The organism is Fusobacterium ulcerans ATCC 49185 (genome assembly GCF_900683735.1).
In the GTDB taxonomy this organism is placed as follows: domain Bacteria; phylum Fusobacteriota; class Fusobacteriia; order Fusobacteriales; family Fusobacteriaceae; genus Fusobacterium_A; species Fusobacterium_A ulcerans_A.
Map to the genome: position 1 here is coordinate 2,969,941 of NZ_LR215979.1, position 26,129 is coordinate 2,996,069.

Below are 26,129 nucleotides of genomic sequence, written 5' to 3' on the forward strand. Positions count from 1 at the left end.
TACCATAGTTTAAAAAATATTTAAATTAATTTACTCTTATTTTATTTCAATTACTTTTACAGAGTTAGTAGTTCCTCTTTTGAATACACTTTCTCCACAAATAGCAACTACTATATCTCCTCTAGTTACTAATCCTAACTCAACTGTTACTCTTTCAGCTAGATTAAAGAATGAATCAAGAGTTTCTGAGTTTCCATCTACATATGGAATAACTCCTCTAGAAAGCATCAATTGATTTGCTGTTCTTTCATTATTAGTAATTGCAAGTATAGTTGCTGTTGGAAAATATCTTCTGATATCTCTTGCAGCTCTTCCTGATTCAGTTCCTACAACTATAACTTTTGCTCCCAAAGCTTCACTTACTTCTGCAGTTCCTTTTGCAACAGCTGAAGTTATAGTTACTTTTTCATTTTTACATTTATTTCTTGGAGTCACTAATGGATCCATTTTTTCTGCTATTTTAGCCATTACTGAAACAGCTTCTATTGGATATTTTCCTTTTGCTGATTCTCCAGAAAGCATTACACAATCTGTTCCATCAAGAATTGCATTAGCAACATCATTTACTTCTGCTCTTGTAGGTCTTGGGTTTTTAATCATAGAGTCAAGCATTTGAGTAGCTGTAATAACCACTTTTCCAACTGCATTACATCTATCAATCATCATTTTTTGGGCTACTGGTACATCTTCTACAGGAATTTCTACTCCAAGATCTCCTCTTGCTACCATGATACCATCAGATAGTTCAAGAATTTCTTCAAAGTTGTCTACTCCTTCTTGATTCTCTATTTTAGAAATAATTTGAACGTCTTTTCCACCATTTTCATCAAGTACTCTTCTTACTTCTCTTACATCATCAGCTTTCCTGATAAATGAAGCTGCAACATAGTCGATTCCTTGCTGACATCCAAATATCATATCATTTACATCTTTTTCTGATAATGCTGGAAGATTAACTGCAACATTTGGAAGATTAACACCTTTATTCTCTCCTAATTCTCCATTGTTTACAGCAACACATCTTACTTCATTTCCTACTACTTCTTTAACAGTGAACTCAAGAAGTCCATCATCAATAAGCACAGTATCCCCAGCTTTAAGGTCAGTTGTAAGTCCTTCATAAGTGACAGCAACTATTTTATTGTTTCCTATTACAGTTTTATCAGTAGTGATTGTGAAATCTTGACCTGCAACTATTACAGCATCTTTTCCACCTTCAAGTTTGATAGTTCTAATTTCTGGCCCTTTGTTATCTAATAATAAAGCTGCTCTGATTCCAGTTTCTGCTTTTGCTTGTCTAAAGTTTTGAATTCTTTTCCCATGCTCTTCGTGATCTCCATGAGAAAAGTTTAATCTCATCATGTTCATTCCAGTTCTTAATAATTCTTTTAAAGTTTCTACTGATTCAGTTTTTGGTCCAATTGTACAAACAATTTTTGTCTTTTTCAAAATTCTCACCTCAAATATTATTTTTAAATTCTAAATATTATAAACAGTTTGTTATCCCCACTTGTCTTTCTCTCAATAAATGAAATTTATCTACTATGAAGTTTATATTATATAATGTAATTTATCAAGAAAATTATCGTGTATTTTTTGACCTTTTTATGCGTAATTTTTACTTTTACTTTTTCCCATAACAGATTCTTTTTCTCTCTTTTTCTCAAGAGATTCCAAGGTAGAATAGTCCATTTCTTTACAGATATCTTTTTCTTTTCTTATGTATTCAAAAAAAACATTATCAAGGAATTTCATACTGTTTCAGCCATATCTTTCTTTTTTTTTGAAAGATTTCAATTTCACTTATATGTCTTCTATTTATTAATATTCAAGAAAACCATCTTTTCTCTTTTAAATAAATATGAAAAATTTATCATAAATTTTTAATTTTATTTATATAAATAAAAAAAGTGGTCTATACTTTCAGACCACTCAAATTGAAAACAAAATAAATTTTTATTTATGAAATAACTTTTTATATCTCTTTTACTATTGCTTCTAGATCTATATTTCCTCCTGATATTACAAAACATACTTTTGATTCTTTTTCAACAGGAAGTGCTCCTTTAAGAGCAGCAGCTATACCAATAGCTGAAGAAAACTCAGCCATTATTTTTCCAATAGTAAGAAGTTTGATACTTCCTTGAGTTATATCTTCTTCTTTCACTGTAATAATTTTATCTACATATTTTTTTACTACTGGATATGGTTTTTCTCCTGGAGTAAGGGTAAGAATAGCATCAGCAATAGAATGTTGTGCTTGAAGAAGAACCCGTTCTCCAGCAGCAAAACTTTTGGTGTATCTGCACATACATTCTGGTTCTATTCCAATAGTAGTAACAGATGAAGAAATTTCTTTCACAGCAGTTGAAATACCACTGATAAGTCCGCCTCCACCTATTGGAACGACCACATAATCTACATCAGGAAGCTGTTCCATAATTTCCATCCCAATAGTTCCCTGCCCAGCCATAATAGCATAATCATCATATGGGTGAACTATAGAATATCCATATTCTTTGCTTAAGGCATTGGCTACATTATGACGTTCGTCATATGGACACTGTACTACCTCTGCTCCAAAAGATTTAATTCCATCAACTTTAATTTTAGGAGCATTGTCAGGAACAACTATAGTAGCTTTTACTCCTAATAATTTTGTAACAAATGCAACTCCTTTTCCATGATTGCCAGATGAAGCTGCTACAACTCCAGCTTTCAATTCATCTTCAGACATAGTCAGCATCTTATTAAGTGCCCCTCTTATCTTGAAAGAATTTGTTTTCTGCATACATTCAGCTTTAAGATACACTTTACATCCAAGAAGTTCATCTAAAACTTCCATTCTTATTATTGGAGTTTTAATCGTATATTCTGATATCCTTACTTGAGCTTCTTTTATCTGTTCTAGTCTGAGCATATTGTTCCCCCTTTTTAAATCTTATCATTCAATATAAATTTTAAAAAAATATAAATATTCTTTTTATAATTATAACCTCTAATAATTTTTTGTCAAGATACCCAATAAAAGAAAAAATTATTTTTTCTAATTCTTCTCTGTGATATAATAAAATGTAGTCTATATCTTAAGACGAAAGGAGAATGCAAAATGACAATTGAAGAGAAAGCCTATAGCACCAAACTTACCAAAAATGAAAAAAAAGTTCTGGAGTACATACTTCAAAATTTGGAAAGAGCTTGCTATATGACATCTAATGAAATAGCAAAAGAATTAAAACTGGGAGATACTTCAGTTATAAGAATGGCAAAATCTCTTGGATTTTCAGGATATGGAGAATTTAAAAAGAAACTGGCTTTGGAAACCTTAGAAAAAAGATATCAAAAAATAAATAACCATCTGCCTTTTGAAAAAATAACAATTACAAATTCGATAGATTTAAAACAAATACCTGAATTGGTATTTCAAAATATACAGAATAATATTTCAAAGGATCAAAATAGAAATGAAGTTGAAAAGTATATAGAAACAGCTAAAAAAATAATATGTGCAAAGAAAAAGTATATAGCTGGTTTTCGTAATACTTATGGAATTGCTAATTATTTTACAACCATCTTATCACATGTTATCCCTGAAGTTATACATCTTAATGCTCATGAGGGATTTGAAGATCAGGCTATAGACATGGATGAAAATGATATACTGATACTTTTTACTCTACCTCGTTATTCACAAAATGCTTTGCAAGTGCACAAAATAGCAAAGGAACATAAATGTCCTGTAATTGTGATTACTAACCAGCTGATATCTCCAGTAACAGAAGGTGCTGCTTACGTCTTAGTACATAGTGTAGATTCTCTAAGTTTTGCTAATTCTATAGTTGGAGTAACACTGACTGTTGAAATATTAGTCAGTCTTATAAGTAAGCTTGCAGGAGAAAATGGGAAAAAAAGACTTGAAAAGTTGGATGAATACATGTCAGAAACTGGAATGTATTGAAAATAAAAATGACCTAGATTTTACTCTGGGTCTTTTTCTATTGACAAAGCATTCATAACTGATATAATTAAAAATAAATATTAATATTTATTTTTATATAATAAAAAATTATAAAATTTAAAAAGGAGGTATCAGTGTGGCAAAAGTAGGTTTTTTAGGATGTGGTAAAATTGGAAAAAGTATGGTGGAACACATTAAGAAAAAAGGAACTCATCAAATAACTTTTATACAGGATCCTTTCTTAAAATGTGAAGGTGAATTAAAAGAAAAAATTATTGCCAAAGGGCTAGATTCATTTTATGAAGGAACAGATTTAATAATAGAATCAGCTACTGCTGATGTTCTCAAAGAAAATATAGAATTGATATTGAAATATTCAAACCTGTTAGTATTATCAGTAACAGCTTTTAGTGATGACAACTTTGTAACTAAAGTAAAAGACTTATGTAATAAATATAAAAGACATATATATTTTCCTCATGGAGCAATATTAGGAATGGATGGTCTTTTTGATGCTCGTTCTATTATTAATAGTGTAACTATTGAAACTATAAAAAATCCTAAAAGTCTAGGACGTGATGATGCTGAAAGAACAATTGTATATGAAGGAACTACAAGAGAAGCATGCCAGCTTTATCCAAGAAATGTTAATGTTCATGCTACTGTAGCATTATCAGGAATTGGCTTTGATAAAACATACTCAAGAATAATATCAGATCCAGCTGTTACTACTAACACTCACAATATATGTATAAAAGGAGATGGAATTTCATTTACTCTGAATATAAGCAGTTTTTCAACTGGAGGAGTAACAGGATTTTACACACCTATATCTGCTTGTGGAAGTTTGGATAGAATACTAGGTGGAGATGAATATTATAAATTTGTATAACAGCATTTTAAAGTAATAGTGTAGAATCATTTTTTAAACTAAAAATTTAAAAAACAGTCATTATTTTTTCCTTTAATGACTGTTTTTTATTCCAGCAATCTTAAATTTCAGACTGCTGAAATATTTTATTTAGTTTTAAATACAGAATTAATTTTCTTTATATAAAAATTTTTCATTTCATTTCTAGCATAATCAAGGTATTTTTTTAAGTCCATTTCTTTTGGATTCTCAGCAAAATATTCTCTCAATGCACTTGTGAAAACAAGTCGTCCATCTGTATCTACATTGATTTTTGTAACTATTGATTTAGATGCTTTTCTTAATTCTTCATCTGGTATTCCAATTGCATCTTTTACTTCTCCACCAAATTCTTTGAACTTTTTAATATAATCTTGAGGCACTGAAGATGATCCATGAAGAACAATTGGGAAACTTCCTATCTCTTTTTTAATAGCTTCAAGTATATCAAGTCTTAATTTAGGATCTTCTCCTACTTTAAACTTATGTGCTCCATGAGCAGTTCCTATTGCAATAGCAAGAGAATCTACCCCTGTCCTTTTTATAAATTCTACAGCTTCAATAGGTTTTGTAAATGCACTTTCATCAGCAGAATGTTCATCTTCTGTTCCATGAATAACACCAATTTCTCCTTCTACAGAAGCATCATAATCTTTTGCAAGTTCTACTATTTCTTTAGTTAACTCTATATTTTTTTCAAAATCATATTTCGAAGCATCTATCATTACAGATGAAAATCCATAATCAAGACAGTCTTTGATTAAATCCTGACCTTTCCCATGATCAAGATTCAGTGCTACTGCTATCTTTGATCCCTTTGCTCTTATTTCATCTATTGCTCCTTTTACTAAAAGAGGAAGCTGTTCTTTTCCTATATATGTTCTTGCACTTGCTGATATTTGAATTATAACATCACTTTCAGCTTCTACACATGCATCTAGTATAGCTTGAAGCTGTTCCAGATTTGCAAAGTTAAATGCTGGTATAGAATATCCACTCTCATTAGCTCTTTTAAACATATCTCTTGTATTTTCAAGTCCAAGTTCTTTAAAACTATATTTTTTCATCTCTTTATCCTCTCTTTATTCTTTTTTCAACTTCATCTAACTCAGGTATTGAGTTACGTCCACCAAGCTTTTCTACTGATAATGAAGCACATGCAGAAGCAAACTCTATATTTTTTTCAATTGAAAAATTATTGCTCAGTCCATAAACAAATGCTCCATGAAAAATATCTCCTGCTCCAGTAGTATCTACTGCTTTAGTTTTAAAAGCTTTGAATTTCAATAACTCTCCATTTTTTTTCATTATAGAACCTCTTTCCCCTAAAGTTACTATAACAGTATTCTTATTCAATTCTTCCAATTTTTCAAGAACATATTTAAAATCTTTCTCTTCTATCTTATCCATTTTACAGTAGTCTTTTGCAAAGTCTTCTGAGCACACTAGATAATCTACAAATTCTCCTATGACTAAAGTTCCTTCTTTATATGTTCCTGCATCTAATACTGATACAGCATTTGGAAATTCTTTATGGACTTTCAAAGCTATATCTAATTCATGACCATCATAAAGTATTATTTCTGGTACTTTTTCATATATCATTTTAAAATCATCTATAGGTTTTTCTTCTCTGTAGTTTATTATTGTTCTTGAACCACTTTCTTCATTAGCTATTATTATACTGCATGGTGTAACTAATTTATTTGATATAACTATATTTTTAGTATCTACTCCTACTTCATTGAGATCTTCCAGTATTTTTTTCCCATAAAAATCATTTCCTAAAGCTGTTATATAGGAAACCTTCTCCCCATATTTTCCTAAAAGATAAGCAGCATTTCCTGCAGGTCCTCCACTTACCATTATTCTGTCTTTAGCTTTATATTTCCTATTTTCTACTGGAAAGTGAGGAAGCAGATATGTTATATCATATGCTGAATGTCCTACACAAAGTATTTTTTTCATGAAACATCATCCTTTCATTATATAATGATCTTAATACTCATCTTTTGCATTGATAACGTTTGTTTTTGTTTTTATGAAACTAGGAATAATAAGTACAGCAAGAAGAATTGCTACAATTATATATATTCCAGCTGTTCCAATAGATGATGTTGATTTTCCTATTAAAATTCCCAACACTCCAAAATCAAAATCTCCAAATGTTGTATTTTGGAATCCAATATTTCCTAATACAGGAAGAAGCATTGCTGGTAAGAATGATAGTAAAAGTCCATTAACAAATGCTCCAACTATTGCACCTTTCTTTCCTCCAGTAGCATTTCCATAGATACCTGCTGTTGCACCACAGAAGAAGTGAGGTACAAGTCCAGGAATAATAAGAACTGCCCCAACTGCTCCAAGTATAACCATTCCAATTACTCCACCTATGAATGAAGAGATAAATCCAATCAACACTGCATTTGGTGCATAAGTAAAGAACACTGCACAGTCAACTGCTGGTATTGCATTAGGAATAAGTTTTTGTGAAATTCCTTGGAATGCTGGAATAAGTTCAGAAAGTATCATTCTTACACCATTATATACAATTGTAACTCCAACTGCAAAACTTAAAGCAGAAGTAAGAGCAAAAACTATATAATTCTTTCCACCAGATAAAGTTTCTGTATATTCTGGTCCAGCTGCAATAGCTGCAATAAGATAGAATACAATCATAGTTATAGCTGTAGATATAGTACTGTCTCTCAAGAAATTTACTTTTTCAGGGATAACTATATTTTCTGTACTATTTTCTTTATCACCTATTTTTTCTCCAATAAATGCTGATAGATAATATCCTAAAGAACCAAAATGTCCCATAGCTATTCCATCATCATCAGTTACAAGATCTGTATATCTTTGCCCTATACTTGGAGATATAGCTGACCATGCTCCTAATAAAATTCCACCTATAAGAATAAGTGTAGTTCCTTTCATTCCTGAAGTAGAAAGAACTGCTGAGAACATACAAGCCATAAAAAAGCTGTGGTGTCCTGTTAAGAATATATATTTGAATTTAGTTACTCTTGCTATTATAATGTTGATAATAAGTCCTGCAACTAATATAAACATTGTTTCTTTACCAAGAATATTTTGAGCAATAGAAACTATTGCTTCATTGTTGGGTACTACTCCTGTAATTCCAAATCCTTTTTCTATCATTTTTCCTAGTGGATCAAGATTTTTAACAATGAAATCTGCTCCAGCTCCAAGCATTATATATCCTAGTATTGGTTTCAAAGTTCCAGTTATAAGTTTATTAAATGGTTTTTTTAAAGCAATTAACCCTACAAGTGACATAAGTCCCAATAAGAATGCTGGATTAGTAAGTATATCATTTCCTATAACATTTAAAAAATTCATTCTTTTCCCTCCTAAATATTTTTTTATATAAGTTTTATTTTACTAATTCCTTAATTTTATCTAATACATCTTCTTTAATTTTTTTCTTATTTGTATAACTTCTAATTTCTGCTACATTATATCCAGTTAATTGATCTGCAAGTTGTTTTACTGTTACAATTAAATCTGCTCCTTTTCCTGCCACAGAGTTAAAGTCTGATGATGATACATCTGCTTCTATTCCTTCTTCTTTACATATTTCTTCAATCTTCATAGCACACATCAAACTACTTCCAATTCCATTTCCACATACAGTTAATATTTTTATCATTATTACCACTCCTTTATATATTTATCTTTAAAGTTTAAATTAAATCCATTATTTCTTGAACAGTTTTTGTTTCAATAATTTCCTCTATTTTGTCCTCATCTTCTATCAATTCCATAAGTTCCATAAGAGTTTCTATATGAGAATCATTATTTACTGCTCCTAACACAAAGAATACGTATACTTTTTCCTCTTCTCCTTCAAAAACAACTCCTTCATTTATCTTCAGCATAGATACACAATTTTTATTTACTCCATCTTCTGGTCTAGAATGTGGCATCGCTACTTTTGGTGCAATTACTATATATGTTCCAAACTTATTTACATTGGCTATCATTGCATCTATATATGAATTTTCAACACTTCCATCTTCTACTAATGGTTTTGCTGCTAAAGTTATTGCTTCTTTCCAGTCATTTACATTTTCTACTATATTTACCCTTCCCTTAACTGCATCTTTCAACATCTTGATATCTCCTTTTGACCTTGTTAATACAATTGTACCCTGCACCTCAATTATTTTAAAGATTCTATTTTATTCAAAAAAAATGACTGGTCAGTAGACCAGTCATTTTAGTTAGTTAAATATTTTATTACATCTTTTGCAGTTTTGCTTCTTCTTATTTTTTCTTCCAGATTATTTTCTTCAATTTTTTCTACAATTTCTATTAGACCATCCAGATGTTCTCTTTCATCTTTTACACAGAAACATATTACTACTCCAATTTTACCTTCATCTAAAAAATCTATTCTTTTATCATAAGTAACTATAGAGAAAGCTGTTTTTTTCACTAAATCTTTTGACTTTGTATGAGGAAAAATAACATTTGGAATAAGCATTATATAGTTTCCAAAGTCATCTACCAGCTTTATCATATTATCAATATATTCCTCTTCTATACATCCATCTTTCAGCAACAATTCTCCTGCTTCTCTTATAGCTTCTCTCCAATTTGAAGCTTTTCCTTTTAATTTTATTCTTTTTTCTGATAGCAGGTCAGAGATTGTAATTTTTTTATGAAAAAGATCATCTATCAGCTTACTATCCAGAAAAGCTTTTAAAGCTCCTAACAGTTTATCATCTGCTTTTATCTTACTATTTTTCTCAATTACTTCTACTAATTCTGAAAATATTATTTTTTTGCTATCTCTTGATATAGGATAATTATCTAATTTTGCCATATCCTCTTTATTTAAAATAGGATTTACTTTTATAATAGTTTTATCAGTTTCAAAATCATCTAATGGAATGGTTGTCAGTATCAAATCTATATCAGTTCTTTTATTCACTTTCTCTAAAAGATATCTAGGAATAGTATCTATAATTTCCACTCTGTACATATCTTTTAGTTGTTGAGCCAAAAGTTTAGAACTTCCATATCCTGAACCACATACAACAAGTACTTTCACTTTTTCACGTTTCTTTTTTATATTTCTGTCTATGGCAGCTTTAAAATGGATTGTAATAAAAGCTATTTCATCATTTGTAAATTTATTATCTATAAAATCTTCAAGTTCTCCTACACTTCCTTTTATCAATGAGAAAAGATTAGGATAACTTTCTACAACTTCTTCATAAATAGTATTTTCAAGTTCTATTCCATTTTTCAGTCTATAGATAGTTGGCTTTATATGATTTACTAGGCCTGTCATAAGAGTTTCATCTGCTGATATATTCACATCTAATTTTTCATTTATCCTGTTTATAAAATTCTTTACTATCATTTCTATCTCTACCCAGTTTTCATAATATGAGTATGAGATATTATATGTATGGCTCCCTAAAAAATAATCTGTTATCTTTAGGTATTCTTCTTCTGAAAGTTCTATCTCATAGAATCCTTCTAAAAGTGCTCTTGATTTTTCTACACATTCAAATTCAGATGTATTTTTTAAAAAATTACAATTCTTTATACTTGTTATTTTATGTCCTTTTTTATTAAAATATATAGCAAGTATCAAATACTTAGATATGATATCAAAAGCTTCATCTGACACTATTTTATTCATGAGTTTTTGGCAGTAATTTATAAAAAGTTTTACTCCCTCTATATCTATCTCTTCAAAATAATTATCAAGTATATTTTTTAAGAAACTGCTGTTGGCCTTTTTTACCATATTCATAATCTTTAAAGTACATTGACGAATTTTTTCTTCTTCCCCTGTCACCCCAAGACCTTTTTTATGTAAAAGCTCCAACTCTAAATTATATTCATCCAGCACTTTTTTTATATCTCTCAAATGAACTTTTATTGTACTTCTGCTTGTATCAAGTTCTTCTGATATTATATTTTGATTAATCTCTCTTTCAAAGCATATTTTCAATAATATATATATTTCTCTCTCTTTTGGAGAAAAAATATAGTCCTGCCTACTTTCATTAAGATATTTTTCCAATGCTGTATAATCATCAACAAAGCATTCACCTTTAGAAATGATGAATTCAAATCCATCTTTTGCTGAAAGTTCTTTCTGTATCTTTTCTATCTCATATCTTATGCTTCTTTCACTCAAATGAAAATTATCTGAAAGTTCTTTCAATGATACATTTCTTTTTTCTTTGAGTAAAAAGTGCAGCAAATCTATTGATTTTCTTGACAGCATATTCTCCTCCTTATATCTAATTATAAAAAATTATACCTTAAAAAGCTCTAATATGCAATTTAAAAAAGTTTTGTTCAAAGTTTAAAATAGCAAACATTCTAACAGGCTGAGTTTTTGTTTTATGAGAAAATACTTGCATTAACTTATCAAAATCTATCTTCTCCAAAATTTTGCTAAATTCTTTCACAAAATCATATTCAAAAACTTGGTATTCTATGAGATGAAAACCTTTAGGTTAAGTTAAATTAAAAAAGTGTTATTATGAATTATTTAAGTATATTTACAAAAAATTTTAAGTACTTTATACCTTTTTTATTAAAAAAAATGCTGAGAAGATAAAAATCCATTCAGCATTTCTGTATAGTCCATTCAAAAAATGAAACAGCCCTATTTATCATTGATATTTACTATTTCTTATTTACTTCTGAAATATAAATCTTTGAATTCATTTTTCTTGTAATAGCTATTGTTTTGTCAGTATCAACCTTTGATAAAATAAATCTTCTAGATATTATATCCTTTCCAATATGCACTTCTACATTTGGTTTAGAGCTAATCGAATCTGTATGAATTGTATTTATTTCACTCCAGCTCCACATATTATGGAACTGAACTCCACAGATAGTATAAAGAATATCCACACCCTCTTGTGAAATTATATGTTTTCTATCAGAAAAAGTAGCAAGAATCATAACAATTCCAAATGGAAAATAAAATAAATTATGATTTATAATAGAGCTATAAATAGTATAAACACCCAAAATTATAATACCAACTTTTACCCATAGTTTTTGTTCTGTTATAATTCCATAATATTTCATAGTATTTCTCCTCTTACATTAAATAGTATTAACTATCTTTCTGTAAACCATTAAAATTATCAGCACTTCTTTTCCTTGCCAGAGCTCTCATAGCCTTTTCATATGCTTCTTCAGGTGCCTCAGCAGGTCCACGACCTTTTTTCAGATTGCCAAATACATTAGTTCTTGAACCATCAGCATATAAAATATTTCCTCCCCAACTTAAAGTAACAATAGCATAAATAGGGTTTATTATATTCATAAAGCAATATGGTAAGTATGAAAGTGTTGGAACTCCAAGTACTGCTGCATGATATGCCCCACAAGATGACCAAGGAATAAGTGGTGACCATAAAGTTCCACCATCTTCAAGTGTTCTTGAAAGCATATTTCTACCAAGTCCCATTTTATCAAAGTTATCTTTATACATTGATGCAGGAATTATTAATCCTAAGTATTGGTCACACATAGTTGTGATACAAAACATTGAAGTTGTGATTGTAACAATGACTAACTGGAATGGAGTCTTAACTTTCTTTATTAGCCCACCAAGAAGTGATTCTACTGAACCTATCTTTTGAAGTATTCCACCAAAAGCAACAGCAACTATTACAAGATTGTTAGTCCAAAGCATACTATCCATACCACCTCTATTTACAAGCTTTGTAAATAGTGCATTTCCTGATTGAGCTTCATATCCATAGTGTAACATTTTTATACAGTCAGCAATTCCAGCTCCTTGGAAGATTAAAGCAAATACACACCCAAGCAATGAAAGCAGTACTACTGAAGGAATAGCTGGCATCTTTATTACTGCTACTACTATAATCAACAAAATAGGAACAAGAAGAATTGGACTCATGTATCTATAATGCTCAAGAATTGCACCTGATAGCTCATTTGCAAGTGTAGGATCATAAGTTTCAACCTTTGAAAGTGAAAAAAACGCATATATAATTATTGCCATAATTAGACTTGGTAAAGTTGTAGTTACCATAGCAGCCACATGATCAAAAAGACCAGTCTGTGCAGAACCTGCAGCTAGATTTGTTGAGTCTGAAAGTGGTGAAAATTTATCCCCACAACATGCTCCTGAAAGAATAGCTCCTGCAATAAGTGCTGGATTTAGCCCCATTGTTGTACCTATCGCCATAAATGCAATTCCAAGCGTTGCTGTTACAGTCCAAGCTGATCCAAGTGCAATCCCTACAACTGCACAAAGAATCGTTACAAATGGAAGGAATATAGCTGGTGTAAATAACTTTAATCCATAATACACTACTGCGGGAATAGTACCACATGCAGTAAATGAACCAATCAAGCATCCAACAAGAAGAATGATAATTATTGCTTCAAGTGACTGATTAACAGCTTCAAGACCTGCTGCAAGCATTTCTTTGTAGTTATATCCACACAACTTCCCAATAATCATGGCAACTCCACATGAAAGTGTTACAGGAATATGAGGGTCAAGTCCCCATCCCAGCACATAGTTTGTAATCATTACTGTCAGAAGAAAAATAATAGGAATAATAGCTTCCACTTTGTTTGGTAGTCTGACTTTTCTGCTCTTTTCACTCATTGAAATACCTCCCCAAAATTATAATTTATATAATTATAATTTTACTATAACACTCTTACTGTCAAGAAAGTGTCAATGAGTATAAAAAATTTTCAATTTTTTTTATATTCATTTATAATTCTTATTTTTGATATTTATCCATATCTAAAAAAGCATTAACTTCTTTTCCCCAAGAATATTGAGCCATATATTCTCCATGATAAAGTTTCCTCCCTTCTACAATATTTTCTCCCCATTTAAAATAATCACATTGAATACTCTCTAAGTCCAACAGTCCAATCTTTCCTCTTTCACTATATATTATTTTTTCACATCCCAGTTTATTCAGCACATCTCGTAAGTCTTTTTTCAACATCCTATAGTAAGAGTCATGTCCTTCTTCCTCCCATAAATTTGCAATTACTTCTTTTGAAGTACATCTTGCCCCTTTCCTATGAACAAGATATGCCAAAAGCTCCTTTGTCTTTTCAAACTTAAATTTCACAGGATTCCCATCAATAAGTATATCAAAGTTTCCAAAACAGGTTATCTGTATCCTTTTCTTTTCATCTCCTAATAAATTTTCAGGTACAGAATATCTAAGATTTTCAAGTGCATGGCGTATCTGCTCCACATTTACTGGCTTCATTATATAATCACTGGCATCCAATTTAAATGCCTCTCTCATATAATCTGAGTAACCAGTTACAAATATAAAATTGGTTTTTGGATACAATTTTTTAAGTTTATTTGCAAATTCTATGCCATTTAATCCTGGCATTTGTATATCAATAAAGCACACATGAAACTGTTCCTTGATAAGCTCAAGTGCCTTAACAGGATTATTTACTGTTATAGCTTCTGCTTTTTTGTCAACTTCACATATTAATGCTACAAGATATTCTGCTGCAAGTATTTCATCGTCCAATACTAAGTATTTCACGCCTTTCTCCTTTCTCTAATCTTAACTTTTTTCTTTCTCCATGAATAATAATTTTTACAATTGTTCCAATTCCTATAAAGCTTGTAATTTCAAGCTCTGCATTAACAATACTTTTTAACCGTTCTTTTACATTGCGTATACCAACATGTTCCTTCCCATCATTTAATGCACTTTCTACTTCAAAACCTATTCCATTATCTGAAATTGTTATTATATAATCTCTCCCCTTCTTTTCTGTAGAAATTTTTATAGTTCCACCTTCAAGTTTTTTGCATATCCCATGCTTGACTGCATTTTCTACAATTGGTTGCAATGTAAGAGTTGGCATATCAAAATCAGATGATTTTATATCATATTCTACATTTACCCTATCTCCAAATCTTAGCTTTTCTATATCAAGATATATATTTGTATGCTCTAGCTCCTTAGAAAAAAGCTGGGTATCATTTTCACCCATACTATACATATTTTCTCTAAGATATCCAGAAAACTTTATAGTAGTTTCCTCTGCAAGTTTTGGATTTGCTCGACAAAGGGCAGTTATAGTATTTAAAGTATTATATAAGAAGTGAGGCTGTATCTGTGAAAGCATCAATGATATCCTCTGTTCCCTCAGCTTTATTTCTTTCTCCTCATTCACCTGCTGAGATATTTGTACATGTATTACAAGATAATAAAACAAAAAAGCTGTAGCATAACTTTCATTCAATATTCCTGGTCTCATCCCTATTGATTCCATAATATTTGCAGTCATCAGCCATGCTATACAAAAGAAAGCCTGAAGATGATTTATCTTTGTATTTTTATAAAATTTAAGATTCAATACAAAAAGGAATATACCCCAATATATCCAATTTGTAATAATAAAGGTATATTCTAAAAGTCCAAGTTCAATACTTCCATCAGCTCCAAAATAAAATACTTTATTTTTTAAAAATATACTACAATAAAAAAAGAAATTTACTATTGCAGGAATATAGATTAATTTATTTTTAGGTTCAATTATAGTTATGACTATAGCCATAACTATAGGTTTTAAAGAATAATAGATTAATCCTGTTATTATGAGAGGCAATTTCATTATAGTTTGATCTTTATGACAATTCATATAAAACTCTACTATAGATAGAATCAAAAGTATGGTCATATTTATAATCATTCGTTTTTTTATAAATATATCCACTGCTGATTTCATGGAAACAATAAAATATGTACCCAATATTATTGCAATAAGTGTATAATTTTCAACAAGATAATTTTGCAAATATGTCTCTTTCACATAATTCACTTCCTTTGATTTATACTACATTATAGTCTTTATTTCTCTAAAAAACATTTGTACTTTATGATACCATTATATATTTTTTCAGTCAACACAAAACAATTTTTTTAGAACATTTACATCATTTTTGCAACTTTTTTTACATTTTTTAGATATAATTTAAAATATAGCATACTTTTAATTTAATATTCTATTTAATGTTCCTCTATCTATTCCTAATCTAATAGCTGTTTTAGTCTTATTATTACCTTCTTCTTCAAGTATCTCTTTTACTATTTTTTTCTCAATCTCTCTAAGTGTCATATTTGAAAATTCATTTTTTCTCCTCTCACTTTTTCCAAAAGGAAGAAGATTTAATATTTTATCATCAGAAAGTTTTAAATTTATTTTCAACACCACTACTCTTTTTATTATATTTTCCAACTCTCTTACATTTCCTGGAAATGAATATTCAGATAATTTTTCCAATATATTTATAAATCTTTCTGCTTCAAAAAGATTTAATCCAAGAAGTTCTTTTTCTAGTATATGTTTTCCTATAATAAAAATATCCTCTTTTCTTTTTCTTAATGGTATAGTTTCTATTTCCAGTACATTCAATCTATAGAAAAGATCCGTTCTGAATTTTCCCTCTTCACATAATAAAGAAAGATTTTTATTTGTAGCTGCTACAATTCTCACATCTACATATATAGTTTCTTCCCCTCCAACTCTTCTAAAACACTTTTCCTGAAGAACTCTTAAAAATTTATTTTGAAGATGATATGGAATTTCAGATATTTCATCTAAAAAAATAGTTCCTTTATGAGCAAGTTCAAATAAGCCTTTTTTCCCTCTTCTCTTTGCTCCTGTAAAAGCTCCTTCCTCATATCCAAAAAGTTCACTCTCTATAAGATTCTCTGAAATATTAGCACAATTGAAAGCTATAAAGGGTTCATTTTTTCTTTTGCTCCCATTATGTATACTTTGAGCAAACAGCTCTTTTCCAGTTCCACTTTCTCCTGTTATAAGTATGGTATTTTCTGTTCCAGCATAATGTCTTGCAATTTTTTTAATTTCTTCAAAATTCTTATCACTAGTTACCAAATCTTTCCATGTATGTTTAGCTGAAAATTCTAAATTAACTAAAGATTTTCTTAAACTATTAGCTGATTCTTCTATATTTTTAAATCTTCTGAAAGTAAAGAGAAAACTGTTTTTATTTTCTGACTGCTGTACAGGGGTTATATCCATGGACACCTTTTCTTTTTTGGTATCAATAAGAATATTTTTTACTTCATCTTTTAATCCAAAAATAAATTCTTGGTCTATCTCTTGTATAAAATCAAAAATATTATCATCTATATATATTTTATTATTAAACAGCTTATTTCCCATAGAATTATAATGTCCTATTTTTCCTTCATTATCTGTATATATCATTCCACAATCTGTATTATTAAGAATAGCTGTTAGATATCTATTTTTTATTTTTTCATTCTCTTTAAACTCCAACATTTTTTTAGCCTCTTGAAAAGCCTTATGAATAGAATTATACTCTGATTTTATAAGATAAAAGTCTATATAATATGGCTTTTTCTCTAGAGTATTTAAAAGTACTGTATCTCCTATAAAAGTTTTGACTTTCTTTTCATATATCAGCTCTTCAAGAGTATTCAAATATTTATTATAACTTTGTTCCTCATCAAATATTACTTCGTATGTTTCTTTAAATCCAGCTATATTAGCTAAATAACTGCATTTATATACTGCATTTTTATATCCTACTATCCCTAATGGAGTATCTGTTTTTTCTATTTTCTTCAATGTCTTCAATATTTCTATACTAGATATTTCTATTTCTATTACTGTAAGAGAAGTATTTTCTCTAATTATTTTTGCTGTCCCTCCTCTTGTTATAATTATTTCTCCATCATTATTCTGAAAATCTTTTGCTACCTTTACAGCTTCTGTTAAATTAGCATATTTCTTTATTAAAAATTTATCGCTTTCTTCATGCTCTAAAAAGTCTTTATATGGTGCAAGCAGACATATTCTTTTCATTTTTCCTCCTATATTGAAATTTACAGCTGTAAAATACAACGCTTTTATAATATATTTCATATTATATCATTATTTTTTATTCTTTATAATATTCTGATTTAAATTTATTCACTACTTTCGGTTATTTTTTATTTTTTTCAATATTATGGCATAAAAATTGCTTTATATATCTATGGCAGACAACAAAATTCAAGGAGGCTTAAAATGGAAAAACAAGGTGTTATAGTAACAAAAAATGATTCTTTAGCTACTGCAACTGTCGATTTAAAAAAAGGAGATATTGCCAAAATGTTTCTGGGGGATGAAGTAATTGAAGTAGTTATGAAAGAAGATGTTAAATTTGGTCACAAATTTGCTATTAAAGACATAAAAAAAGGAGAACATGTTATAAAATACAATGAAAGCATTGGAACTGCAACTAAAGATATTTTTACTGGAGAACATGTTCATGTACATAATGTAGAAAGTGATAGAGGAAGAGGAGATAAAAAACATTAATAACAATTTTTTAGCAGAAATAAAAAAAATCAGGAGGAAATTAATATGAAATTTATGGGATACAGAAGAAATGATGGAAAAGTAGGAATAAGAAACTATGTACTTATTTTAGCAACTAGTGTATGCTCTAATAAATTAGCAGAAGACATTTCTAGGGCAGTTGAAGGAAGCACTCATATCAACAATACTTTTGGTTGCTGCCAGTTAGGGGGAGATGCAAGACTTACATTAAAAACTATTGTTAATACAGGAATTCATCCCAATGTTGGTGCAGTATTAGTAGTTGGACTTGGTTGTGAAGGAGCTGAACCTTTAGAAGTATATAATGAAATAAAGAAAACAGGAAAAAAAGTAGAAATGATAACTATACAGGGGGAAGGAGGAACTCTTAAAGCTTTTGCAAAGGGAGTTTCTATTTCTAGAAGATTTGCTCAAGAACTTTCATTAGAAAAAAAAGTAGAATGTGATATTTCAGAACTTATTCTTGGAATGGAATGTGGAGGTTCAGATACAACATCTGGATTAGCTTCAAATCCTACTTGCGGAGTAGCATCAGATATCCTTGTAGAAATGGGTGGAACTAGTATTTTATCAGAAACTACTGAATTTATTGGAGCTGAACATGTTGTTGCAAGAAGAGGTATAAATGAAAAAGTTTCTCAAGAAATTCTCGATTTAGTAAGAGGTTGTGAAGAAAGAGCAATGGCATTAGGAGAAGACATCAGAGGTGGACAGCCAACTCCAGGAAATATTGAAGGTGGTCTTACATCTATTGAAGAAAAATCTCTTGGATGTATTCATAAATCTGGAACTGCTCCATTCCAAGGTGTACTCCAATATGCTGATATTCCTGCTGAAAAAGGTCTCTTTATAATGGATACTCCGGGACAGGATATTGAATCAATAACAGGAATGGTAGCTGGAGGGGCTCAGGTTGTTATCTTTACAACAGGTAGAGGAACGCCAACTGGTAATCCACTTGCTCCTGTTATTAAACTTACAGGTAACTTCCATACTTTTAAAAATATGGAAGATAATATAGATTTTGATGTATCAGAAATTGTTTCAGGTCATAAAACTATAAAAGAAATGGGTGAAAAATTATTTGAAGAAATAGTTGAAGTTTGCAATGGAAAGATTACTAAGGCTGAAGCACTGAAACATAGAGAATTCTGCATTTATAAAATAGCACCAACATTCTAATATAAGGAGTGAATTATATGAAAATAAAAAAAAGTATTGAAAAAATTCCAGGTGGAATGATGGTAGTACCTCTTATTATTGGGGCTGTAATGAATACATTTTGTCCACAGATTTTAGATATAGGTAGCTTTACCACTAATCTAGCTAGAGGTGCAATGCCTATATTAGCTGTTTTCCTTGTATGTATGGGAGCTGAAATAAATTTAAAAGCAGCACCCCAAGTTATAAAAAAAGGTTCTGTTATTACAATCTCAAAATTTTTAATAGGTGCTGTTATTGGTATTCTTGTAAGTAAGTTTATGGGTACAGAAGGACTGTTTGGGCTTTCAGCGTTGGCAATAATATCTGCTATGACAAATAGCAATGGAGGACTTTATGCTGCTCTTACAGGTGAATTTGGAGATGCTACTGATACTGGAGCTATTGCAATAGTTTCTTTAAATGATGGTCCATTTCTTACTATGATTGCTCTGGGAAGTGCTGGTGTTGCTGCTATTCCTTTTTCTATACTGATTGGAGCTGTTATTCCTATCCTCCTAGGTGCTTTACTTGGAAATCTTGATGAAGATATGAAAGAATTTTTATCAAAAGCTGGAGGAGTTATGATCCCATTCTTTGCTTTTGGCCTAGGGTGTGGAATCAATCTTGCTATGCTTATAAAAGCTGGTATACCTGGAGTTATACTTGGACTTATGACAGTAATAATTGGAGGACTATTCAATATTCTCTCAGATAAGATAACTGGTGGTAGTGGAATAGCTGGTGCAGCAATCTCTAGTACATCTGGAAATGCTGTTGCTACACCTTTAGCAATTGCTGCTATGGATCCAAGACTTTTAGAAACTGCTAAAATAGCTACTGCTCAAGTTGCTGCTTCAACTATACTTACAGCATTTTTAGTTCCTGTTTTAACAACTTATGTATATAAATATAATCAAAGAAAAAAAGAATCTATTCAGATTTAAAACCAAAGGGCTGATCTTATGATCAGCCCTTTATATTATAATATTTAGATTCAAATTCTTCCACTGGCATAGGTCTGTCATAAATATATCCTTGTACCATATCACAATTTACACTTCTTAACAATTCTAATTGCTCTAAAGTTTCTACCCCTTCTGCAACAATTTTCATATTTAATTCTCTTGCCATATTTATAACATTTCTAATAATTATATCTCCTCTTTTATTATTCTCTAAGTTTTCAAAAAATAATCTGTCAATCTTTAAAACTCCAAGAGAAACATCTTTTAATAGATTTAACGAAGAATATCCTGAGCCAAAATCATCTATTGAACATATATATCCATGCTCTGTCAGTTTCTTTACAATCCCAGATATCACTTCATATTTTTCAAAAAAAATACTTTCAGTAAATTCTAACTCTATAAGACCATCTGGCAGTTCATATCTATTTTTAGTTTCAATATATTCTTCTGCAAAATAAGGATTGTAAAGTTGTCTTTTTGAAACATTTACAGAGATAGGAAATACCTTTAAGCCCTCATCCAGCCATTTTCTTTGAAGTTTACATACTTCTTCATGCATATATTTATCTATACTTACAATAAAATCATTTTTTTCAAATAATGGAATAAATTCTCCTGGAGAGATGTATCCTCCATTTGCTTTCCACCTTACTAACGCTTCTCCACCTTCTGCTTTTCCACTTTTCAAAGAATATTTTGGCTGTATAAATGCAATAAATTCTCCATTTTTTAAAGCTTCTTCTTTTTTAAGCTCCATATTTTGCTCTCTTATCAAAATTTCACTCATAGTTTTGTTATAAAAAACAAGTTTGTTAGTTTTACTGTCTTTTGCATATTTACGAGCCATATTAGCTCTGTCTAATATAGTATTTACATCATTTTTTTCTGAATCTTCTCTGCAACATACACCACCATAAATATCTAAATGATATTCCATATCTTTTACATAACTGCTGCTGCTCATTTTCTTTATTATACTATTTAATTCATCTTCAAGTATGTCTTTATTTAAATATTCAATCAATACTACAAAATTATCTGCATTTACTCTTGCTACCAAAGATTCTTTTGAAAAAAAGTTTTTTAGCTCATTTGCAATTCCTTGTATTATTTTATCCCCTATTTTATAGCTAAATACATCATTTATCATTTTAAAATTTCTTATATCCATATAGAAAACTGCATAATTTCCTAAAGGCATATCTTTTAAAATTTTATTTCCTTCTAATTTAAATTTTATAAAATTCATAAGTCCTGTAAGAGAATCATTATATGCTATTTTTTCTATTTCTTTTTCATATTTTGTCCTTGAAACCAAATATAACCATGTTCCTATTCCAACTACTAATATAATAAAAAGACATAAAAATAATGCTCTTACAACTATACTATTTGATGCTTTTTCTACTGCTGAAAGAGGAATTACTGAAATTACATACCAATCTTCTACATTCTTTACTGGAACATAACTTATAATTCTTTCTATTCCCCTGTATTCCATTATTCTTATACCAGCTTTATCTTCTAATAAATCTTTTCTTACTTTATCCGCTTCTTGTGAAATATTTTCTTTATATAAAATATCAAAAAAATTACTTAAATCCTTACTACTATTTATATTTCTAGGTCTAAATAAAATATCTCCATGAATATCTATAACATATGAATATCCCATTCCATTATAAAAAGAAAGCTCATATTCATCATAGAGCGTTTCTACATCTCTACTCTTCATGATAAGTGCTTCTCCTATTTTAGGAATATTTATCTTTTTATAAGTACTTATTTCTCTTCTTCCTGTTATATTGTTATATACTGGTCCTTTTACACCTCTTTTTCCATATTTATTAAAATCTATCTCTTCTAGTTCTCTTCTCCAAATTTTCTTAGTTCTTTTATCTAATTTATAAATCTTTCCATCATTGAGAATAAATGTAAATGAGGTTTTATACTTGTCATAAAGATGTGTCAATACCATATATATATCTTCTTCTGAAAATCCATCCCTTAATTCTATCTCCATTACACAATCAGCTGCTTCAACTTTTACTCTATCAGCTTCCAAAAATAATGCAAACTTTTCAGCACTTTGGATAGTTATTTCAGAAATATTTCCTAGTGTATCAGAAAGTATAGAATTCTTTACTTTATTGACAAATGAAAAAGAAAGAGCTGCTATGAATATTACTGCCCCTATTGCTAATAATGTTATCATTTCTCTTATTTTGCTTTTCTTTTTTTTTGCCATAGTTTTCTCCAAAAATATTATTATATTTTTAAATTTACTCACTTTTTAATATACTAAAAAATAATTTATAATATTATTTTTAATTTTAAGAAATAAAAATATTCTTTAATACCAGTAATATTTTAACTTATATATAATTTAAAGTCAAGAAATTAAGAAACATTTAAAATATTCAAATATAACTTAATGCTCTATATCATAATTATTTATAATTTTATTTTTCAGTACTTAATATTTTTATAAATTATAAAAAAAGAACTAAAATGCATTATCCTTTTATCTTAATTATCTAAGATTTTAAGATTACTACAAAATAGTTCTTTCTTTATTTTTTAATTTTCCATTTCAGTTACAAATTTCTTTGTAATTTGCTGAGGTCTAGTTATAGCTCCACCAACTACCACTGCATAGGCTCCTAGCTCCAAAGCCTTTTTAGCTTTTACTGGAGTGTCAATATTTCCTTCTCCTATTACAGGTACAGTAACAGCCTTTATAACCTTTTCCAGTTCTGTCAAAGGATCCTTTCCTTTTGTATATTCTGTGTACCCTACTAAAGTAGTTCCTACTATATCAAATCCTACTCTTGCTGCCTCAACAGCTTCTTCTACTGAAGATATATCTGCCATGAATAATTGATTTGGATATTTTATTTTAGCTTCTTTCATTAGATTTTCAAGAGTATTTCCATCTGGTCTTTCTCTTTTTGTTCCATCTAGAGCTATGATATCTACTCCTTCAGCTGCCAAAGCATCTATCTCTTTCATTGTAGGAGTTATATATACCTGATTATCTCCATACTGCTGTTTTATTATTCCAATAATTGGAAGATCAACATTCTTTTTAATTTCTTGTATATCAGATATAGTATTTGCTCTAATTCCAGAAGCTCCTCCCACTAAAGCTGCATAAGCCATTCTTCCCATTATGAAAGAACTGTGAAGAGGTTCATCTTCTAAAGCCTGACAAGAAACTATAAGTTTTCCTTTCACTTTTTCCAATCTATTCATTACAATGTCACCTCTCTTTAAGTACAGTAATTATTTAGCAAGATATCTATCAAAAAGAACTTTAGCTCCAGCTACTTGTTCAGGAGTTACTTTTGCCATAGGTCTTCTGCAATATCCAGCATCCACACCTTGAAGTTTCATTATTTCTTTGATAGTTCCATATAATCCATTTGAAAGAATTCCTTCAATAAGATCATTAGTTACATGTTGAATTTCTAAAGCTTCAGCAATTTTTCCTTCTTTTGCTAATCTGAATATTTCTTTTGCTCTCAATCCATTTACATTATAAGTACTTCCAATTGCTCCATCAATTCCAAGAACTGCTGCTGGTAAAAGCATTTCATCAAATCCAGCAAGGATTAATTTATTTGGGTAAGCTTTTCTCATTCTTTCTAATAAAAAGAAATCTCCAGCTGTAAATTTAACTCCAATTATTTTATCATTAGCAAATAATTCACCAAATTGAGCAACAGACATATTTACTCCTGTTAAGAATGGAATTGAGTAAATAATCATATTGTTTCCAGTTTCTCTTACAATTGTAAAATAGTATTCTTTGATTTCTTCAAAACTAAATTTATAGTAAAATGGTGTTACAGCAGAAAGACATTTATATCCTAATTTAGTTGCATATTTACCTAACTCCACTGATTCAAATACATTGATACTTCCCACTTGAGCTATAAGCTGTACTTGATCCTTAGCTTCATCTATGGCTATTTCAAATACTCTTTTCTTTTCTTCTGTAGAAATCATAAAGTTTTCTCCAGTACTTCCACCTACATATAATCCATCAACTTTCATATTATCAATATTATGTCTTACTATCTCTCTTAATCCATTTTCATTTATAGATCCATCCTCATTATATGGTACCATTAAAGCTGAAAATATTCCTTTCATTTGTTCCTCCTAATATATTTTTATTTTTTATTAATCACTTGAAATTAAGCCAACACTTTGAATATTACCTTTGTTATCTCTTTTACTTCTCCTACTTTTAGCAATGCCATATGAGGTTCATCTGGGAAAAACATTATAAATCTATCTGCTGATACATGAAACACATTCTTTAGCTCTCCATCATATAACTCACAATCCCCTTCTGAATCATACTCCTGTTTTACAGTTACTTCTGAATGAGGAGTATAACCTAGATTCTCTTCTCCAGATATGACTATATGTATATCTATATATTTTTTATGACCTTCAAAGAAACCATCTTTTATCTCTTTTGTTATTGCACAGCTTGGATAATTAAAATAAAGATTATCTCCATCTATAACATTTTTTCCTGGAATCCCTTTTTTATACTCTCCCTTTAGAATATATTCTATTGCTCTATCAAGATTTTCAGATATTCCTTTATACTGATTCAGGTCTTTTATTTCACCATATATCATCTCTTATCTTCCTTTCAACTTTTTTGTTCTCGCGAACATTTTATTTTAATTTATACCTTTTTAGGTGTTTTGTCAATCTTTTTTTCATTTTTATTATTAAAGTTTTCCAGTTTTTTAAGCAAAAGATATACAGCTCCCAACATTCCTGCATTATTTCCAAGTTCTGCAAATTTTATAGAAAGATTCTTTTTATAATTTAAACCAATTTTTGTTACAAGACTTTTATTTATTCTTTCACAGAGATAATCTCCCTGTTTTGTAACTCCTCCACCAATAACTATAAGGGATGGATTAAAAATATATATAATTGTACTCAAACCATCTGTGAGGTAATCTATCCATTCTTCTACTATCTCTTTATATACAGTTTCTCCTGCTCTTTCTCTTTCAAATATCTCTTTTCCATTTAATTTAAGTCCTGTTTTTTCCTTAACCATTCTTACCAAAGCTGTAGCAGAAGCATATCTCTCATAACAGCCTTTTTTTCCACACATACATTTGAGTCCATTTTTTACTATCTGTATATGTCCAAATTCTCCTGCTACACAAGTATCTCCTCTCAGGATATCATCATTCATGACAATCCCTCCACCTATACCTGTTCCAATAGTTACACATATAAAATCTTTTTTTTCTTTTCCTGCTCCAAGCCACTTTTCACCAAGTGCTGCACAATTTACGTCATTTTCCAGAACTGCTGGGAGAGAAAACTTCTTTTCTAACATCTTTACTAAATCTGTTCCTATCCATCCAGGAATAATATCATTTCCACCTATTACTTTTCCAATATTTCCATCTACCTGTCCTGTTCCAGAAACAGCTATACCTAAAAGTTTTTCCTTTGGATACACTTCTATTATACCAGATATTTTTTGGAATAAATTCTCTATACCTTTTTCAGCTTCTGTAGGAATTTCTCCTCCAGCTGATATCTCTCCATCTAAAGATATCAGACCATATTTTATCATTGTTCCACCAATGTCTATACCTACTATCTTCAATTTTTT

The 26,129-nt window shown here is 29.7% G+C and carries 24 protein-coding genes; 5 read left to right on the forward strand and 19 right to left on the reverse strand.

The window, feature by feature from the left end:
- Nucleotides 1-36 precede the first annotated feature (36 nt).
- The 3 genes from pykF to E0E45_RS13325 form a co-directional block, all read right to left on the reverse strand.
- Nucleotides 37-1,449 (reverse strand): pyruvate kinase PykF, encoded by a 1,413-nt coding sequence (gene pykF, locus E0E45_RS13320; protein WP_130891618.1) that lies wholly within the window; start codon nucleotides 1,447-1,449, stop codon nucleotides 37-39.
- Nucleotides 1,450-1,605: 156 nt separating this feature from the next.
- Nucleotides 1,606-1,755, reverse strand: coding sequence for a hypothetical protein (locus E0E45_RS17720; RefSeq protein ID WP_172604198.1), 150 nt, complete (start codon nucleotides 1,753-1,755; stop codon nucleotides 1,606-1,608).
- Nucleotides 1,756-1,975: 220 nt separating this feature from the next.
- On the reverse strand, nucleotides 1,976-2,920 hold the full coding sequence (locus E0E45_RS13325; protein ID WP_130891619.1) for a threonine ammonia-lyase: 945 nt from the start codon (nucleotides 2,918-2,920) through the stop codon (nucleotides 1,976-1,978).
- A 189-nt stretch (nucleotides 2,921-3,109) separates the two neighbouring features.
- Here E0E45_RS13325 and E0E45_RS13330 point away from each other — a divergent pair, with 189 nt between their 5' ends.
- Nucleotides 3,110-3,958, forward strand: coding sequence for a MurR/RpiR family transcriptional regulator (locus E0E45_RS13330; RefSeq protein ID WP_130891620.1), 849 nt, complete (start codon nucleotides 3,110-3,112; stop codon nucleotides 3,956-3,958).
- 136 nt (nucleotides 3,959-4,094) lie between these two features.
- The gene (locus E0E45_RS13335; RefSeq protein ID WP_130891621.1) at nucleotides 4,095-4,850 is read left to right on the forward strand and encodes an aspartate dehydrogenase domain-containing protein; all 756 of its coding nucleotides are present in this window, start codon (nucleotides 4,095-4,097) and stop codon (nucleotides 4,848-4,850) included.
- A gap of 125 nt (nucleotides 4,851-4,975) precedes the next feature.
- Here the strand turns inward: E0E45_RS13335 and E0E45_RS13340 are convergent, their stop codons facing one another.
- From E0E45_RS13340 to E0E45_RS13390, 11 genes are all read right to left on the reverse strand, one after another.
- Nucleotides 4,976-5,935 carry a ketose-bisphosphate aldolase gene (locus E0E45_RS13340; RefSeq protein ID WP_130891622.1) on the reverse strand — a complete coding sequence of 320 codons (960 nt, stop codon included), beginning with the start codon at nucleotides 5,933-5,935 and terminating at the stop codon, nucleotides 4,976-4,978.
- A 4-nt stretch (nucleotides 5,936-5,939) separates the two neighbouring features.
- On the reverse strand, nucleotides 5,940-6,836 hold the full coding sequence (locus tag E0E45_RS13345) for a carbohydrate kinase family protein (protein WP_130891623.1): 897 nt from the start codon (nucleotides 6,834-6,836) through the stop codon (nucleotides 5,940-5,942).
- Between the two features lie 30 nt (nucleotides 6,837-6,866).
- The gene (locus E0E45_RS13350; RefSeq protein WP_130891624.1) at nucleotides 6,867-8,234 is read right to left on the reverse strand and encodes a PTS ascorbate transporter subunit IIC; all 1,368 of its coding nucleotides are present in this window, start codon (nucleotides 8,232-8,234) and stop codon (nucleotides 6,867-6,869) included.
- A gap of 34 nt (nucleotides 8,235-8,268) precedes the next feature.
- Nucleotides 8,269-8,544, reverse strand: coding sequence for a PTS sugar transporter subunit IIB (locus E0E45_RS13355; protein WP_039995694.1), 276 nt, complete (start codon nucleotides 8,542-8,544; stop codon nucleotides 8,269-8,271).
- Nucleotides 8,545-8,578: 34 nt separating this feature from the next.
- The gene (locus E0E45_RS13360; RefSeq protein ID WP_130891625.1) at nucleotides 8,579-9,007 is read right to left on the reverse strand and encodes a PTS sugar transporter subunit IIA; all 429 of its coding nucleotides are present in this window, start codon (nucleotides 9,005-9,007) and stop codon (nucleotides 8,579-8,581) included.
- A gap of 107 nt (nucleotides 9,008-9,114) precedes the next feature.
- On the reverse strand, nucleotides 9,115-11,145 hold the full coding sequence (locus E0E45_RS13365; protein WP_130891626.1) for a BglG family transcription antiterminator: 2,031 nt from the start codon (nucleotides 11,143-11,145) through the stop codon (nucleotides 9,115-9,117).
- A 407-nt stretch (nucleotides 11,146-11,552) separates the two neighbouring features.
- Nucleotides 11,553-11,966, reverse strand: a complete 414-nt coding sequence (locus tag E0E45_RS13370; RefSeq protein WP_130891627.1) for a hypothetical protein — start codon at nucleotides 11,964-11,966, stop codon at nucleotides 11,553-11,555.
- A 28-nt stretch (nucleotides 11,967-11,994) separates the two neighbouring features.
- Nucleotides 11,995-13,527 (reverse strand): Na+/H+ antiporter NhaC, encoded by a 1,533-nt coding sequence (nhaC, locus tag E0E45_RS13375; RefSeq protein ID WP_130891628.1) that lies wholly within the window; start codon nucleotides 13,525-13,527, stop codon nucleotides 11,995-11,997.
- A 121-nt stretch (nucleotides 13,528-13,648) separates the two neighbouring features.
- Nucleotides 13,649-14,449, reverse strand: coding sequence for a response regulator (locus E0E45_RS13380; RefSeq protein WP_130891629.1), 801 nt, complete (start codon nucleotides 14,447-14,449; stop codon nucleotides 13,649-13,651).
- Nucleotides 14,424-15,728, reverse strand: a complete 1,305-nt coding sequence (locus E0E45_RS13385) for a sensor histidine kinase (RefSeq protein ID WP_130891630.1) — start codon at nucleotides 15,726-15,728, stop codon at nucleotides 14,424-14,426. Before E0E45_RS13385 ends, E0E45_RS13380 begins: the two co-directional genes overlap by 26 nt.
- Nucleotides 15,729-15,908: 180 nt before the next feature.
- The gene (locus E0E45_RS13390) at nucleotides 15,909-17,774 is read right to left on the reverse strand and encodes a sigma 54-interacting transcriptional regulator (RefSeq protein ID WP_130891631.1); all 1,866 of its coding nucleotides are present in this window, start codon (nucleotides 17,772-17,774) and stop codon (nucleotides 15,909-15,911) included.
- Between the two features lie 204 nt (nucleotides 17,775-17,978).
- On the opposite strand from E0E45_RS13390, the gene E0E45_RS13395 reads away from it, so the two are divergent.
- The 3 genes from E0E45_RS13395 to E0E45_RS13405 are packed head-to-tail and all read left to right on the forward strand — an operon-like array spanning nucleotide 17,979 to nucleotide 20,440.
- Nucleotides 17,979-18,272 carry a UxaA family hydrolase gene (locus E0E45_RS13395; protein WP_130891632.1) on the forward strand — a complete coding sequence of 98 codons (294 nt, stop codon included), beginning with the start codon at nucleotides 17,979-17,981 and terminating at the stop codon, nucleotides 18,270-18,272.
- 45 nt (nucleotides 18,273-18,317) lie between these two features.
- Nucleotides 18,318-19,475 carry a UxaA family hydrolase gene (locus E0E45_RS13400; protein ID WP_130891633.1) on the forward strand — a complete coding sequence of 386 codons (1,158 nt, stop codon included), beginning with the start codon at nucleotides 18,318-18,320 and terminating at the stop codon, nucleotides 19,473-19,475.
- Between the two features lie 17 nt (nucleotides 19,476-19,492).
- Nucleotides 19,493-20,440 (forward strand): 2-keto-3-deoxygluconate permease, encoded by a 948-nt coding sequence (locus E0E45_RS13405; RefSeq protein WP_130891634.1) that lies wholly within the window; start codon nucleotides 19,493-19,495, stop codon nucleotides 20,438-20,440.
- Between the two features lie 22 nt (nucleotides 20,441-20,462).
- On the opposite strand, the gene E0E45_RS13410 is transcribed toward E0E45_RS13405, so the two are convergent.
- From E0E45_RS13410 to E0E45_RS13430, 5 genes are all read right to left on the reverse strand, one after another.
- Nucleotides 20,463-22,712, reverse strand: coding sequence for an EAL domain-containing protein (locus E0E45_RS13410; RefSeq protein WP_130891635.1), 2,250 nt, complete (start codon nucleotides 22,710-22,712; stop codon nucleotides 20,463-20,465).
- Nucleotides 22,713-23,044: 332 nt separating this feature from the next.
- Nucleotides 23,045-23,719 carry an N-acetylmannosamine-6-phosphate 2-epimerase gene (locus E0E45_RS13415; RefSeq protein ID WP_130891636.1) on the reverse strand — a complete coding sequence of 225 codons (675 nt, stop codon included), beginning with the start codon at nucleotides 23,717-23,719 and terminating at the stop codon, nucleotides 23,045-23,047.
- 30 nt (nucleotides 23,720-23,749) lie between these two features.
- Entirely contained in the window at nucleotides 23,750-24,622 is an 873-nt protein-coding gene (nanA, locus tag E0E45_RS13420) for an N-acetylneuraminate lyase (protein ID WP_130891637.1), read from the reverse strand.
- 44 nt (nucleotides 24,623-24,666) lie between these two features.
- On the reverse strand, nucleotides 24,667-25,122 hold the full coding sequence (locus E0E45_RS13425) for a YhcH/YjgK/YiaL family protein (RefSeq protein ID WP_130891638.1): 456 nt from the start codon (nucleotides 25,120-25,122) through the stop codon (nucleotides 24,667-24,669).
- Nucleotides 25,123-25,172: 50 nt separating this feature from the next.
- The gene (locus E0E45_RS13430) at nucleotides 25,173-26,123 is read right to left on the reverse strand and encodes an ROK family protein (RefSeq protein ID WP_130891639.1); all 951 of its coding nucleotides are present in this window, start codon (nucleotides 26,121-26,123) and stop codon (nucleotides 25,173-25,175) included.
- Between the last annotated feature and the right edge of the window lie 6 nt (nucleotides 26,124-26,129).